General features: G+C 36.1%; 14 protein-coding genes. 4 read left to right on the top strand and 10 right to left on the bottom strand.

Annotated elements, in window-relative coordinates:
* Positions 1-30: 30 nt before the first annotated feature.
* The 4 genes from ACFSAV_RS02865 to ACFSAV_RS02850 form a co-directional block, all read right to left on the bottom strand.
* A complete protein-coding gene (locus ACFSAV_RS02865; protein WP_101774568.1) occupies positions 31-759 on the bottom strand; it encodes a TerC family protein in 729 nt (242 codons plus the stop codon).
* A gap of 67 nt (positions 760-826) precedes the next feature.
* A complete protein-coding gene (gene mutH / locus ACFSAV_RS02860; protein ID WP_379095954.1) occupies positions 827-1495 on the bottom strand; it encodes a DNA mismatch repair endonuclease MutH in 669 nt (222 codons plus the stop codon).
* Between the two features lie 15 nt (positions 1496-1510).
* Positions 1511-2047 (bottom strand): methylated-DNA--[protein]-cysteine S-methyltransferase, encoded by a 537-nt coding sequence (locus ACFSAV_RS02855; RefSeq protein ID WP_379096455.1) that lies wholly within the window; start codon positions 2045-2047, stop codon positions 1511-1513.
* A gap of 66 nt (positions 2048-2113) precedes the next feature.
* The gene (locus ACFSAV_RS02850; protein ID WP_379095951.1) at positions 2114-3436 is read right to left on the bottom strand and encodes an outer membrane protein transport protein; all 1323 of its coding nucleotides are present in this window, start codon (positions 3434-3436) and stop codon (positions 2114-2116) included.
* A gap of 235 nt (positions 3437-3671) precedes the next feature.
* Here ACFSAV_RS02850 and ACFSAV_RS02845 point away from each other — a divergent pair, with 235 nt between their 5' ends.
* On the top strand, positions 3672-3962 hold the full coding sequence (locus ACFSAV_RS02845; RefSeq protein ID WP_101774564.1) for a YfcZ/YiiS family protein: 291 nt from the start codon (positions 3672-3674) through the stop codon (positions 3960-3962).
* 60 nt (positions 3963-4022) lie between these two features.
* Here ACFSAV_RS02845 and ACFSAV_RS02840 read toward each other — a convergent pair whose 3' ends face one another.
* Positions 4023-5678, bottom strand: coding sequence for a putative transporter (locus tag ACFSAV_RS02840; protein ID WP_379095948.1), 1656 nt, complete (start codon positions 5676-5678; stop codon positions 4023-4025).
* Positions 5679-5865: 187 nt separating this feature from the next.
* Here ACFSAV_RS02840 and ACFSAV_RS02835 point away from each other — a divergent pair, with 187 nt between their 5' ends.
* The 3 genes from ACFSAV_RS02835 (at position 5866) to ACFSAV_RS02825 (ending at position 10177) form a co-directional block, all read left to right on the top strand.
* A complete protein-coding gene (locus ACFSAV_RS02835; RefSeq protein ID WP_379095946.1) occupies positions 5866-7623 on the top strand; it encodes an ABC transporter ATP-binding protein/permease in 1758 nt (585 codons plus the stop codon).
* Between the two features lie 137 nt (positions 7624-7760).
* The gene (locus tag ACFSAV_RS02830; protein WP_379095945.1) at positions 7761-8312 is read left to right on the top strand and encodes a DUF5358 domain-containing protein; all 552 of its coding nucleotides are present in this window, start codon (positions 7761-7763) and stop codon (positions 8310-8312) included.
* Between the two features lie 209 nt (positions 8313-8521).
* On the top strand, positions 8522-10177 hold the full coding sequence (locus ACFSAV_RS02825) for a phospho-sugar mutase (protein ID WP_379095943.1): 1656 nt from the start codon (positions 8522-8524) through the stop codon (positions 10175-10177).
* A gap of 58 nt (positions 10178-10235) precedes the next feature.
* Here ACFSAV_RS02825 and ACFSAV_RS02820 read toward each other — a convergent pair whose 3' ends face one another.
* The 5 genes from ACFSAV_RS02820 to ACFSAV_RS02800 form a co-directional block, all read right to left on the bottom strand.
* Complete coding sequence (locus ACFSAV_RS02820; protein ID WP_379095941.1) at positions 10236-11543, bottom strand: SIR2 family protein; 1308 nt, start codon at positions 11541-11543, stop codon at positions 10236-10238.
* 21 nt (positions 11544-11564) lie between these two features.
* The gene (locus tag ACFSAV_RS02815; RefSeq protein WP_379095939.1) at positions 11565-12956 is read right to left on the bottom strand and encodes a deoxyguanosinetriphosphate triphosphohydrolase; all 1392 of its coding nucleotides are present in this window, start codon (positions 12954-12956) and stop codon (positions 11565-11567) included.
* Positions 12957-13427: 471 nt separating this feature from the next.
* Complete coding sequence (locus tag ACFSAV_RS02810) at positions 13428-14507, bottom strand: endonuclease/exonuclease/phosphatase family protein (protein WP_101774557.1); 1080 nt, start codon at positions 14505-14507, stop codon at positions 13428-13430.
* Between the two features lie 153 nt (positions 14508-14660).
* Complete coding sequence (locus ACFSAV_RS02805) at positions 14661-15686, bottom strand: DUF6630 family protein (RefSeq protein WP_379095937.1); 1026 nt, start codon at positions 15684-15686, stop codon at positions 14661-14663.
* A 59-nt stretch (positions 15687-15745) separates the two neighbouring features.
* A complete protein-coding gene (locus ACFSAV_RS02800) occupies positions 15746-16207 on the bottom strand; it encodes a hypothetical protein (RefSeq protein ID WP_379095935.1) in 462 nt (153 codons plus the stop codon).
* Positions 16208-16373 lie beyond the last annotated feature (166 nt).

Here is a 16373-nt window from a genome sequence, read left to right as displayed (position 1 = left end):
CTCCGCCTTTGCTATATCAAACACTACTAATTATGCTGTCGGCTTCTTAATTAATTTTTTACGCATTTTAATGTTAATCATTTCGACAACGACAGAGAAGCCCATAGCAAAGTAAATGTAGCCTTTCGGAATATGGAAGTCTAAGCTTTCACCAATTAATGCCACACCAATCAGAATTAAGAATGATAAGGCTAGTACTTTTAAAGTTGGATGTGTTTCCACAAAATCACCGATTGGTTTTGCCGCAAACATCATCACACCAACTGCAATAACAATGGCGACAATCATGACTTCAATTTGCTCAACCATACCTACTGCTGTAATCACAGAATCTAATGAGAACACAATATCTAAAATAGCAATTTGCGTTAAAATCCCAATAAAACTGACCTTTTTCGGTGTATTTTCTGCATTTTCTTCTTCAGGACTCATCGCATGGTGAATTTCATGAGTACTTTTTGCTACCAAAAATAATCCACCAAATAATAAGATTAAATCGCGACCTGAGATGTCTTCGCTAAATACTGTAAATAAAGGTGCTGTTAATGACATTACCCAAGATAACGAAAGCAAGAGTAAAATTCGCATCCCCATAGCTAATCCCAAACCAATTAAGCGCCCTGATTGACGTTGATGTTCAGGTAAACGTCCCACTAAAATACTGATAAAAATAATATTATCAATACCTAAAACAATCTCTAATGCAGCTAAAGTAAACAGCGCAATCCACGCTTCTGGGCTAGCGAGCCATTCAAACATAATCACGTTTCCTTCAAGTTAAAAAATTGTACAAATCATATAGTTTTGTTTAAAAAATGCCAAGAAATTAATCATCACCAAGTAAAAACTGCTGCAGGATTTCCGTCGTAAACGCTTTACGTAAATAAAAACCTAAAGGTAAAGTATCGATAATCTCACCATCTTTACCAACCCCCTTAGTTAAAGCTTTACTATTGGCACCTTTCGGACGCAATTGCAATACTTCACCTAATTTTGCAGTCACTTGCGCAACTTTGCCCAAACTAATATATTCCATCAATTCTTCCCAATCGCGCTGTAAACGATATTCTTGTTCTCTTGAAGGTTGCCACAAAATTGCTTGTCCAATATGACGTTCAGCTAATGGAATTTGCCGTTCACCTTCAACAGGTACCCATAATACTTTACTCAATTTATGCCTAACGTGCGAATTCTGCCAATTAACCCCCGTATTCTGAATTAATGGCGCAAGACTCACAAAAGTCGTTTCTAATGGTAATCCTTGTGAATTAATGGGAATGGTTTTCAACTCAATACCAAGATGAGCAAAATCACGTTCTGCTTTGCTGCCTGCGTTGGCACCTAAAGCCGTTTCAATCAGTATACCAACCCATCCCTTATCTCGCTTTAAATCAGCAGGGATAGGCAGATTTAACTCACAGGCTAATTCAGCAAAGGTTAAGCCCGCAATAGATTGTGCACGAGCGAGTAATTCTTGTTCAGTATGTGGGATCATAAAGTGCGGTTAATTTTAGCGATATTTTTTCAATAACTTAGGTTTGACAAATTCAATACCTTTATCCACATAAACAATATGTTCTAATTGCAATAAGTGACGCTTTGTCGGTAACCCACCACCAAACCCAGTTAAACTACGATTTTTACCTAAAACACGGTGACAAGGAATAATGATACTAATCGGGTTACGTCCTACTGCTCCACCCACTGCGCGCATCGCTTTTGGATTGCCAATTAATTGTGCTAACTCACCATAAGTGGATGTTTGCCCATAAGGGATTTGTTGTAACGCTTGCCAAATTTGTTGTTGAAAATCTGTACCCTGTGGTGCCAGAGGAATACCAGCAAAGGTTTCTGGCTCACCTGCAAAATAGCGCACTAATGCCTGCTTTACTTTTACAAAGAGCGGTCGATTTTCGTCAAGAATCCACTTCGGATTAGGTGCAATCTGTTCTAATTCAAAATCTAAATTGGTTAATTTGTCATGTTGAGATAGCATTAACAAACGTCCAACAGGTGCCTCAAAATAGCAATAATAAATAGGCTGCATCATATTCCTCCTTAAACAGAAAAAGCGTACCGAAGTACGCTTTATTATCCTAAATTTTTGCCTAAATTAGAAACGGTAGTTTACATTTAAACCATAAAGATTTGCTTTCGATTTTGCAGTGTATTTCACAACAAGCGGCTTACCATTTTCTTTTTCAACGAAAGTACTTTCTTTACCTCTGATATGTGTATAACCCACATCTACAGACAGATTTGGAGTCAATGCATAAGTTGCACCTAAGCTATACCAAGTACGATCGGTATCTGGGATAGATGCTGATTTATAAGGTTCAATCAATGGCGTTTCATCAAATGCAATACCCGCACGTAATGTTAATGCATCTGTTGCATCATAGCTTGCACCTAGCGCAATACGTGTACTATCTTTGAAGTTTTCTGGTTTATGTAATGCTTCTGAACCATCAGTATAGGTTGCACGTAATTCTTTGAAACGGCTCCATTCTGTTCTTTTCAAGCTATAATGCATAGCAAACTTATCTGTCATTTTGTGGTAGCCTGAAATTTCCCAATATGCTGGTAAATTCAATGTTAACTCTGCCGGACCAGTAATTGGTTTCGGGAAATTGAATCGATAGGCTTCACTATCTTTAAATTTAATATCAATTGGCGAATGATAAGCTACACCAAAACGGTTATTTTGGTTAAATTCATACACAACACCCGCATTCCAGCCAAAGCCCCAAGCCGAATCTTGTAAACGAGAAACTATCGTTGAATCATCAGCAACTTTTTTATTTACTCCAGCTTGCATAGCTGCTGCATTATAAAGATTGCTAACTAATCCTGCATTACGCTCTAATTTAGCTTTGGCATGTACTGCATTTAAACCCAGACCGACACTCCAACCTTGTGAGATACGATATGCACCGCTTAAATTTAAGTTTACTGCGGCTAATTTAGTCGAACCGCCATAAATACCCGCACTGTAATCACTATCAAATTTACTTTGCATACCAAAATTCACGTTCATACCCGCACCAACAGCAAAACGCTCATTGATTGGTTTGATGAAATATAAGGTTGGTAATAAACCATTTGGCACTACATTTTTTTGATCTGCTGATTTTTTAACCATTATTTGTTGGGGGTTTTGAGGATTAACTAATGCCGCCTCACCTTCTAAATTGACATTCGTATCGACAAATATTGCTCCAACAGAAATTTCAGCTTGTTTAAATTGTGTCATCAACGCTGGGTTAGTCGCGACAACTGCCGCATTATCTGCAATTGCGGCTTCACCCGCATATGCACGACCTAAACCTGAAGTTGATACTTCTGCCAATTGGAAAGCTGCTGCTGAAGCACTACCTGCTGCTACAGCTAAAATTGAAGAAAGAAGAGTTTGAGTAAATTTGCTAGTTCTTGCCATTTTTAGCCCTTTGTTGTTTAAATTATATATAATAAGCGTTTGGATTCTAAAGAAGTATGCATAGTGGTGCAAATTTATTTCTCTATTTAAATAAGAGTTCAGACCAGTATAAATCACCCTCTAACCACAATCACGCAGATCACAATCACGCAGATAAAGTGCGGTTAAATTTTGCGAAGGATTGGAACAATGCTAAAATAAGTGCAAATTTTTACTAAATTATAGAGGATAAAATATGAGTAAATTAAAATGTAACGCTGAAGAAGCCAAAGCTTGCTGCTGTGTGGATGTTGGTACAATTATTGATGGTTCTGACTGTACAGTTGATTTTGAGCAGCTTTATGCAACAGAAGAGCTCGCACAAGAAGCCCTAGCTTATTTAACGCAAAAAGCAAAAGCGGCTGAAAGCGATCCTTGTGAGATTAAAAGTGAAATCGTGAAAACTGAAAATAGCGCATTATTAAAGGCACAGTTTGAATTCAGCTGCCAAGCAGAAGCCATGATTTTCCAACTGTCTACACGATAATTGATAATACTAAAGCATAAAAAAGACTGCATCTCAATATGCAGTCTTTTCTTTTTCTGGTTAAAATAGCAATATTGCTAATAGCTGAGGTGAAATAATCCTGAGAAACATCACCATTGGATAGACGGTCGCATAAGATAAAGCAGAAGCCCCACTATCTTCTTTAATTGCATTAGCAAATGCCAATGCTGGAGGATCTGTCATCGAACCAGCCAATAAGCCACATAGAGTTAAATAATTCATTTTGGCATATAAACGCGCAATCAGCCCTGTTACCATCAATGGAATGAAAGTAATAATAATACCGTAACCCATCCACTCTAAGCCACTGCCATTTAGCAGAGTATCCATGAAATTACCGCCTGATTTTAAACCAACGACAGCTAAAAACAGCACAATACCAATTTCACGTAATGCTAAGTTAGCACTTGGTGGCATAAACCAATAAAGTTTTCCAACACTCCCAATACGAGCAAGAATCAAGGCAACAACCAATGGTCCACCCGCTAACCCGAGTTTTAACGCTACTGGAAATCCCGGTATTTGAAAAGGAATCGACCCCAATAATACGCCTAAACCAATTCCAATAAAAACAGGTAACATTTGTACTTGTTGTAATTTTTGTTGCGCATTACCAATAATTGAAACGGCTTGATTTAATACCTCACTACGCCCCACAACATGTAGAACGTCACCAAATTGTAATGTTGTATTTGCTGTTGGGACTAACTCAACCCCTGCACGATTTAAACGTGCAATGACTACACCATATTTTTGATGAATGCCTAAAGAGCGAATCCGTTTTCCCAATACTTTTTCATTAGTGACAACAATACGGTCTGAACGAAGATCGCCAGCAAAGCTAGATAAAGGCACATCCACTTCTTCACCTAACACTAATTTAATTTTACGCAATAACGGCAGCTCTCCCACTAAGTGCAAAAGATCGCCTTGCTTAATAATGGTATTTGCTTGTGGTACGCTAATGTTTTCATCACGTTTTAAACGTGTACACACAACATCTTTCTTTTCATCGAAACCGGGAATATCAACTAAACGTAAACCATCTAAATTAGGATTCGTCACTTTAACATTTATCGACCCTAAACTGTCTTTATCTTGCCCACTTTCTTTCAAAAAGTTTTTTGCTTCATCATCTACTTTGATACGGAAAAATAAACGAACCAACCACATAGAAAGTAGAATTCCGCAAATCCCGAACGGATATGCCATCGCATAAGCCATCCCCATCGTCGCTGTGGTTTGAGAAGCTGTCAACTCTGCAAGAATTTGCTGCCCCGCACCAAGAGAAGGCGTGTTAGTAACAGCGCCCGAATAAATACCGAGAATAATTTCTAAAGGCACATCAGCCAGCATATAAATCACAACCACCGCTAAAGAACCCAGTAATACGATTAGCGCAGCAAAACCATTTAACTTCAGCCCTGATTCGCGCAAAGATGCAAAAAAACCTGGTCCGACCTGAATCCCAATCGTATAAACAAATAAAATTAAACCAAACTCCTGAATAAAATGTAGTGTATGTGGATCTAATTCTAATTCTGTATATTGCTTTATAAAGTGGGCAACAATAATACCGCCAAATAGCACGCCACCAATACCTAACCCTACGCCTCTAATCTTCCAATGCCCTATCCACAACCCAATGACAGCAACAAGAGCAAGGAGGCTTATAGTGATCGCAATGTCACTCATAATTTACCTCTATATCAATTTCAAATTTAACAAAAATAACTACAAATAATTATATCAATCTCTGTTTTTAAAAACTTAAAGAAATAATAAAAATTTAATCTTAATCACATTTTTCTTGCTTAACTAACAAAAATTTTTAAGAATACTGAACCATTTTTTTAACAATAATTTTATATTTGGAATTACTATGAATTGGTCGCAGGAACTCTTTGACTCATTTCTCTGGCTACTTAAAAGCCTATCACTTACCGCTATATTTTTCCCTTTAGCAGTCTATGCTGTGTCAAAAACAACCAGATGGGGACACCAGCTTTGGCTATTGGCAGAAGATTATTTCAATCCAAGAAAAAATATCCGTCCACTTCTTTATTTTATTATTATCGTCTTCTTTGACTTACTCTCGGTACGTATCGATATTTTGGTTTCAAACTGGTATAACGCGCTGTATAAATCATTACAAGACATGAATGAAACTGTGTTTTGGCAGCAAATGGTCGTATTTGCAGTGATTGCCACATCCAGTATTGGAAATGCCTTAATCAGCTATTACTTAAGTAAGCGTTTTCTGATTCACTGGCGTCAATGGTTCAATAGCAAAATGCTAAATAAATGGACTGAAAATCAAGCCTATTACAAAACACAATATCTTGAAAATCAGTTAGATAACCCTGATCAACGTATCCAACAAGATATCAATTCTTTTGTTTCAAATACCTTAGATTTTGCTACAGGCTTAATTTCCGCTATCGTTTCTATTGTGGCGTTTACTATCATCTTGTGGAACCTCTCTGGCACAATGAATGTTGGCAGTATTGAAGTACCACATGCAATGGTATTCCTGGTCTTTATTTATGTATTATTTACCAGTATTTTTGCCTTTAAAATTGGACGCCCACTCATCCAGTTAAATTTCGCCAATGAACGTCTCAATGCTAACTACCGTTATTCTCTGATTCGTCTCAAAGAATATGCAGAAAGCATTGCTTTTTATCGTGGTGAGAAAATGGAAAAACGCCTACTAAATTCCCAATTTGATCAAGTGATTGATAACGTATGGAAAGTTGTACACCGTACTTTAAAATTATCAGGTTTTAACTTAATTGTGACCCAAATTTCAGTAGTGTTTCCTTTAGTCATTCAAGTTACCCGCTATTTTAGTAATCAAATTACATTAGGTGACCTAATGCAAACTTCAAGTGCTTTTGGACGAGTACAATCGGCGTTATCTTTCTTCCGTAATTCCTATGATGATTTCGCCGCTTATCGAGCCGTATTGGACCGTCTAACGGGTTTCCATACTGCGATTCAACAAGCGAACCAAGCTTCTGATTTGATTATCCAAGACAGCACAACACAATTACGTTTTGAAAATTTGACCGTACAAACACCAAATGGCAATACGTTAATTGAAGACTTAAATCTCACTTTGCCTATCGGCACATCTTTATTAATTCAAGGTGACTCTGGTGTTGGTAAAACCACATTATTAAGAACAATTGCAGGGTTATGGTCTTATGCAAGTGGTACTATTCACTGTCCGCAACACAATACCTTGTTCTTATCACAAAAACCTTACTTGCCACAAGGACGCTTAATCGATGCGTTATATTATCCTGGTGTTGCTCCAGATGATGTCAACTTGCAAAGTGCGGTCAATATTTTACAAAAAGTACAATTAGCACATTTAAGCAACAAATTAACACAAGAAGATGAATGGACACGCGTACTCTCTTTAGGTGAACAACAACGTTTATCTTTTGCTCGCGTACTGTTACATAAACCACTTGTTGCATTCTTAGATGAAGCTACAGCAAGTATGGATGAAGGCCTAGAAGATGCGATGTATCGCTTACTTAAAGCTGAATTGCCTAACACCACTATTATCAGTGTAGGGCACCGTTCAACACTCATTGCTCACCACCAACAACATCTAAAAATCAGCTAATCATCCATAAGGCTTTGTTTAAACGCAAAGCCTTTAAAATTTTGTAAAAACTGACCGCACTTTAACTAACACAACTTTCTAAATGAGAGCATTATTGCTAAAATTCTGCCCAATTTTTGTATTTAATAAGGTTAACTATGTTAAAAAAATTACTTTTACTCAGCATGGCATATATGCTTGCAGGTTGTCTATCAACTAAACCTGTTACTTTCCCTGCTGAATTTGCTAATTTGGATTATGAACTCTCTGATCAAGCAGCTAAACAATGGGCAATAGCAAGTACACAAGTTGAACAATGTATTTACCCAAATCTGACTCGAATTCAACGTGAGCATTTCTCTCAAGAAGATGCTTATATACATTCACAATACGTCTTCTTCTATCCCTTAGAAGATATCATCGGTGAGAAATATGTAAAAATAATCCAAGCTGATGAAAAATCAATGGGTTATGCGACATATCAATATAAAAAATTCAAACAAAACAGGGCTAAACCGTTAGAGGAAGCCAAATGCCAAATATTAAGGATGCAGGCTAAAGATGATCTTGCCGTCGTGAAAGGGCAATACAAAAGCGGGATGGCAGAAGAAAATGCTATCAAAGATAAAATTCATCCAGATGGTGTTGCAACAAACCAGAATAAATTTTTCTTTGATATCATCAAATGGGGAGCCGCATTACTCTTGTGATCGACAAAGCCTCATCTAACAAAATAACATACATCCCTGTTATGACTGAGTAAACCAACCTAAATTCTTACTAAAATAAAAAAGCAATCGATTACAAAGTGACTAAGCTCAAATAATTTGAGTTTAGTCATTTTAATTCTTCCCTTTTTCAGCTAGTCTAGAAGTGTTTTACATTACATAATTTTTTAATAAAAAATTAAGGAGAATTTATGACAATCTTCACCCTCGCTCAAAATTGGTTAGCACAAGATCCCGATGCTGAAACTCGCGCAGAATTAGAACAATTGCTTGAGGCTGCCAAAGCTGGCGATGAAAAAGCAAACACAGAACTAGCAAGTCGTTTTAATGGTCGCTTACAATTTGGTACTGCGGGTCTACGTGGTCGCTTACAAGCGGGTTCCATGGGGATGAACCGAGTACTTGTCGCACAAGCGGCTGGTGGTTTAGCTAACTATTTAAAAGACTATGACCAAACCCCTTCTATTGTAATTGGTTATGATGGTCGTAAAAACTCCGATGTTTTTGCACGTGATACGGCAGAAATTATGGCTGGTGCAGGTATCAAAGCTTATTTATTACCACGCAAATTACCAACCCCAGTACTCGCCTATGCCATCAAATATTTTGATACCACTGCAGGTGTAATGGTCACCGCAAGCCATAATCCGCCAGAAGATAATGGTTATAAAGTTTATTTAGGTAAAGCGAATGGTGGTGGACAAATTGTTTCTCCTGCCGATCAAGATATTGCGAAGTTAATCGATAACGTTGCCGCAGGCTCAATCAAGGATTTACCACGTAGCCAAGATTTCGTTATATTAGATGAAGAAGTTGTAGATGCTTATATTGCAAAAACCGCAGCACTTGCCAAAGAACCACAAACTGATATTAACTATGTTTATACTGCAATGCATGGTGTTGGTTATGAAGTATTAAGCAAAACTTTAGAAAAAGCAGGTTTACCACAACCACACTTAGTACACGAACAAATTCAACCAGATGGTAACTTCCCAACTGTCAACTTCCCTAACCCAGAAGAAAAAGGTGCATTAGATTTAGCCATTAAAGTAGCGAAAGAGAAAAATGCGGAATTTATCATTGCCAATGACCCTGACGCAGACCGTCTAGCGGTGGCGGTACCTGATGCAGAAGGCAACTGGAAACCACTACATGGTAATGTAGTTGGCTGTTTCTTAGGCTGGTATTTGGCGAAACAATACCATGCACAAGGTCAAAAAGGGATTCTTGCTTGCTCATTAGTTTCATCACCTGCTCTGGCAGAAATTGCAAAAAAATACGGTTTCCAATCTGAAGAAACACTAACGGGCTTCAAATATATCGGTAAAGTAGAAGGCTTATTATTTGGCTTTGAAGAAGCACTAGGCTACCTAGTTGACCCTGATAAAGTACGTGACAAAGATGGGATTTCCGCTGCAATTGTGTTCTTAGATTTAGTACGCTACTTGAAAAAACAAGGCAAAACGCTAGCAGATTATGCTGACGAATTCACTCAAGAATTTGGTGCCTATGTCAGTGGACAAATTTCAATTCGTGTTGATGATTTATCTGAAATTGGTAAATTAATGACCGCACTTCGTAACAACCCACCAAGCGAAATCGGTGGTTTCAAAGTGGCACAATTCTTAGATCACACTAAAACTGACCGCCAAAGTGATATTTTGGTCTTCGTGCTTGAAAATGGCAGCCGCTTAATCGCCCGCCCATCTGGTACAGAACCTAAAATCAAATTCTATTTAGATGCGAAAGGCAAAGATCCACAAGATGCAGAACAAGTTTTAGCACAGTTTGATGAAAGTGTGCGTCAGATCTTGCGTAAGGATGAATTTGGTAAGCAGGATTGTTGATTAATTTAACCCAGCAAAATGGCACAAATCTTTGTGCCATTTTTAATTTGAATCGGATTTATAACAAACCAACTAATTTTCTTGCATAGTCATTATAAATATTTTCTTCAACATATTCTTTAATTAAAAGTCGATTTTCAGGAATAATATTTCCCCAAGATTTTTGCCATTCTAGAGTCGCTTCCCAAGGTGTTGCCCATTCTCTTCTACCGCCTAACATCGACAATGATAACTGGACTCCCTCTAAAAAAATAGCTTTAAGTGGTGAATGATATAACTTAATAATACTGGCTAAATAGGCTAACCATAATGCAAGGTGGTAATATTGCTCCCACGCGCTATTTTGGCGAGTAAATTCAATTTTCTTTTTTAGAATACAATTAATTAAATTCAGCACATCTTCATCTTTTAAATCAATACCTAATGCCTGTATAGACGCTAAAATTTCAAATAAAGCAATATCTTTTTTTAAATATGAATCTGTATATTCTCTTCCGTTATATAAAACATTTTTAATATTTTCGATTTTCTTATCTTTTTTCTGTTTAACTACTTTGGATTTCTCATTAACTGCCTTAAAAAAATCATCAATTTCCATATTATCAATCACGCGAATACCAAAGCAATTTGAATAATAATCCTTGGTATACTGAGAAACATTATCTCTAGAAACGAAAAAAATATTAGAAGCAATATGCTGATCTGTAGAAAAGCCCTTATATTCATTAATAATGGCTTTTAAATTTGTATCTGACAAAGAATAACCTAATATCACAACAAGATTCTCATGTAAACATACACTTAACTTACGTGAAAAATAGGATTCATAGTTGATAAATTGAAAATAATCTTCAGCAGTCACCACCATTCCATCGGGCGCATCAATAGCGCCATGAATATGGTATATTTTTGTCTTAGCCGAACTTCTCGGTATTGGTTTTTTAGGCGAAAAACTCTGATAATTCTCTCCTGCTAATTGTTCCGCAAGCTTATCATAATTTGTCGTCAAAAGATGAAATGACTCATTCTTAAAAAATGTTTTAATATTTTCAATATCTGTTATTGCTAATTGAATATCCTGAATTATTTCGCTAATTTCCACATGAATGCTCTTCTTTTTATCTTGCAACAACCCAGCAATAAGCTGTGCTTTTTCTTCCAAATTTAAAGCTGCACTATATTCATTAGCTTCATCTAAAATATCTAAAGGTAACTCATTGCGTTGACAAACTTGTTGTAATAAATCACGCCAAGATGGTGCCTTTCCATCCGTAATTGCTTTTGTAAAGCCAGCGCCAGTAAACAGACATAACCGATTATGACTTAATGCATAAGCTATTTCAGTAAAAATATGATTTGCAGACATGTTCTAACTCCCTGTCATTTATCATGAAATTTTATTTCCAGATAATGTCATATAAAGTTCATATGCATAACTGTCTGTCATCCCTGAAATAAAATCTGTCACCATTAACACTCTTAAATAACATTTTTCTTGCTCAGAAACTGCCTTCTGAGCAAATTCACGATAGACTCGTTTATGATTCTCTGAAATGAGCTCAATTAGTTTTTGATGGAGTTTATGATCATTTTGATAACTAGGATCATCAAGTCCTTTGTAGTACAAGGCTGCAGGGATAAACTGATCTAGCAAAAATGTCAAAATAGTCCAACCTGAGACTTCAAGTTTAAGAATATTTTTATCAGTAAAAATATATTGATAAGAAAATACTTTGAGAGCTTGATGCAGCGTTTCTCCATTACTACCTTTAAACAAATCATATTGATATTTTCCTGACATAATTTCTTTGTACTTTGAAGTGAAAATAAATTTCGCTCCAGACATTAATCTTGTTCGTATATCAAGAAAAAATCGATTTTGATTTTCTTCTTCAGACATTACTGTTTGAAGTAAATACTTATTTAAAGTTGGATTAGTACCTGCCTTACTATTATACTCTTGTAAAAAATCACGAAATTTCTGAAAAGAAACTACATTTTTCTTAATTGCATCTTCAATGTCTGCTGTTAAATAAGCAATATCATCTGCAGCTTCCAAAATAAAAGTCAATGGATGGCGATTTTTACCTACTTGTGTTGTTGAAGTGATCGTATTAAAAATCGTCTTTTCTGATTGAAAATAGCCAATTTTTTTATGTGTCACTAAATTGTTATCTTTTGGCTCATTAGAACAGCGTGTATACTTAATCATGGTATTCAATGTTGCGCAGGTTAAATCCATCCCATGATTACCCGAAAATTCATGTAGTTTTGTCACCAATCTCAATGCTTGTGCATTCCCTTCAAAATGTTGCAAATCCAATAAATATGCTTTTTCAAATGGTATATCTTTTAATAAAGCTGAAAATTTTTCTTGAAACCAACTTGCAATAATGTATTCACCAAAATGACCAAAAGGTGGATTACCAATATCATGTAATAAGCTTGCACTTTCTACAATTCGACAAATATCATCACGCTGTTTTTCTGTTATTTTCGGCTCAAAATTAGCCTCAATAATATACTGACAAATATTTGTCGCAAGCTCTCTCGCAATCATTGCAACTTCAATTGAATGCGTTAAACGCGTATGAACAAAATCATTTCTTTCTAATGGGAAAACTTGGGTTTTATCCTGCAGGCGTCGAAATGCTGGACTAGTCACTATTCTTTTATAATCACTTGCAAAAGATGAAATTTCAGTTTCATTACTTTTTGTTTCATTATTATCAATATGGCTTAATCTTGCTGAATTTAATAAATTTTGCCAAGTAAACATCATGTTCTCCTTTACATAAAAATGGGTAATATCTTATGCAAATATTACCCATTTTTTATAGTAATTGTCCGCGATCACTATCACACTAATAAAAATATATTTAATATCACCAATTATTATTTTCTCGCGTATATCAAATATCGTAACTATCGGTATATTAATCTAAAAATACTATTACACTACAAATACAAAATTTTTAACTACGATTTTTCCATAATTCAACATAATAATGGTAATTCCTGTCTCTTTCTTTTTAATGGATAAGTACCAAAATAAAGAATCGTAATCTCAACTTACGTACCTATCTAAATAAATTTTACTGCTATAGCCAGTATTAATAGAGACTATTCTCAGCTTTCAGAATAAATATATTATTCCGCTAAAAGCTTTGATGACTTGCTTATTCTTTCAGAAGGCAACAGATAAACATAATAATACACAAATATTTCAGACCCTATTAGCCCATCTTTATCAATACTTTTCTTCAACAACTTTCTTCTCAGGCTCTGCCTGATCAATTTTTTCTTGAGCCAATTCATGATCAGCATCCTCTACATCTGGCTCAGACTGAGCTACTTCAACACAAGGATGATATTGAAAACAGCCATAAACTGGAAAATGATCAGAACCAATATCAGATAACACGCGAATATCACGCATCATAAAATCATTACTATGATAAATATGATCTAACGGCCAACGTAAAAAAGGATATTTTGCATGGAAAGTACTATATAAACCGCGTCCAACTCGCGGATCAAGCAAGCCACTGGTTTTCTGAAATAAACGCGATGTGGATGACCAAGCCACATCATTTAAATCACCAAACACCAATACTGATTGGTTATTTTTACTGATTTCTTGTCCAACTAATAATAGCTCTGCATCACGTTGTGTTGAGGTAGCACTTTCGGTTGGTGTTGGCGGCATAGGATGTAAACAATACAAATGAATCCATTCACCTGACCACAAACAAGCTTGTGTATAAATTGATGGAATATCCTCTTGTACCCAATGCCGTACTTCTGTATTACGCAATGGCAAGCGACTATATAAATGCATACCATATAAATTATCAAGTGGAATTTTCACAGTATAACTGTACTGTTTTTCTAATGAAGCAAGCTTATCCTCCCACCACAAATCTGTTTCTAAAGTAAGCACGATATCTGGCTGCCATTTTTCAATTAAAGCCAATAGTTTATCCACTTGTCGATTTGGTGTGAGCACATTAACTGTCAACAATGAAATACTACGCTGATTTCGCTCACCCTGATAATGTAATACTTGCGGGCGAGATAACGCAGTATAAGCTAGAATCTCCCAAATTTGATATCCCATACAAACTAAATTGAGTAATTGCATAAGGATAAACAACCACGTTGGCTCAGGTCGCAAAAACCAGCCTATTCCAAGACAAAATAAATTAAGTAGTGCAATCTGCAAACGAGGGAAATCAAAAATTCGTACCGTCCAATGATTAAACGGCAAAAAAGGCAGTAATGTAGCAATAACTGGGAGACTAAGAAAACTAAAAACGAACCAATCCATTGTGCTAATAAATGTCAATAATTTGTTAAAAGTTAGACAATAGTAGCATTATTAATAATAGAGGAAAATATCACATGCAGAAAAGTGCGGTCATTTTTAGCCAACTTTTTAACATATGAAAAATAAGATTACGCATTTTCACTCTCTTTCTATTTAAAAAGGAACAATATCAAAACCTAACACTCTTGCTAGCTGTAAAATACGTTTTTTATCTTTCTGTTTACAGACAAATAAACTGTATGAATCTTGTTCTGTTTCAATATTTAGTAAAGTATAGTCGCTCTTTTTCTCTAAGCGTTCGACAATTTCATAAGGTTCGAGGGCTTTTTTGGGCAGTTTGAACTTCTTGCCAATTACGTTTGACAAATATTCGCTTAATTCTTCATTATCAATGCACCAATCCGTATCGAACGCGTCTAACATTGGCTGCAATAAAAAACGATAACTCAAAAATACAAATTCAGGTTTATCGTCTACCTCTGCATAGCCTTGTTCTGCTAAATCCAATAAGCATTTTTCAGGCTCCTCTTGAATTTGTTGATAACGTTTTTGAAATTCTTCATTATCGTGAATATTTAACAACGCAACAAACTCATTCAACGCTTCAGGTATGGCGATCGGTTCTGACGCTTCAATGCCTAATTTTTCACAAATAAAATTGACCGCCTCTTCGAGTAATTGCAGATAAGCTTGATCAGTCTCACGGCTTGGATCGAGCAATTGGCTATTGCCCATTTCTTTAAATAAATTACCTGTTGTTGGCGAAGCATAAAGCAATTCCATATCGTCCTGACCTTCATGGTTTTGACAAGGTATACAAATAAAAGTGACATACTCCGTGTTACTATATTTTCTTAGAGCTAGGTTCAGCGGAGAAAAGAAGCGGAATTTAATCGCAAAAAATGTCCAATTACTTCCCTCGACCATGTCCACAGGGCTAGGTGGCGTGATATTCGCCTTGCTCATCAGTTCTGCAAGCGGCGTATAAAAATCTTCATAGCCCGCTTGCGTTAAGAAATGCGTACCCAAATCTTTAGTGGCTTCAGGAATATCTTCAGGATAATAGTAATATTGTGCCTTTAACGCCATACCAAATGGTGATTTAGCGAAATAAAAACGGTATTGGCTATGTTGTAAAACATAGTCTTCAATCTTCTTCAGCTTTTCAATTAACGTCATCTTGCTCTCCGTTAAAAAGTGCGGTCAAATTTGCAGAAATTTCTAGCACACTTTACTCACTAAAAATACACATCAACATAATCAGTCACAGCTTCACAAGGATTCTCCATTTGTTGTAAACGCCAATATTTGCGTTTGCCTGTCGCCCGAAATTCATACGTACCCTGTCGTGTACATGCTTTGCCATTGTTAATATGATCAACGCGCGTGACAATTTCCCCTGTAAAAAGAAATACGTTCTCATCGATCACTTTAATTCTGCCAAATAAAGAAACAAAATTCCCATTTAACTCTTGCATCCCTTCAATGCTTAACCCATCGGCATCTCTTAAAATATCCACTGAACCAAACTTTTCCCAGCTCACCCACTGCAAGGAAAGTTTGTGTTCCCCAATTAATTTATTTTCAATTTTGGTCATTTGCTCTGGCGTGAATAACTGCGATTGAGCACTAACACTTAACCAACAAAGACTTCCCAAAAAAGCAATGCCTAGGGGTTTGAAGTACTGAGGTTTTTTCATAAATACAATCCTAATAAAAGTGAAAACAGCTTGTTTATTATACGATAGTATTGATTAAAAAACGGTTATTTTTGAAATATGTTGTTGATCGCGGTTGTTCATGTTGTGGTTTGTGAGGAATATTTTATATTCTAAAGAAAAGAAAAAGGCACTCGTGAAACACGAG

Origin of the sequence: Pasteurella oralis (assembly GCF_042681465.1) — a bacterium.
GTDB lineage: Bacteria > Pseudomonadota > Gammaproteobacteria > Enterobacterales > Pasteurellaceae > Pasteurella > Pasteurella oralis.
The sequence above is the reverse complement of the archived record's forward strand: the minus strand, read 5'-3'. Positions and strand labels throughout refer to the sequence as shown.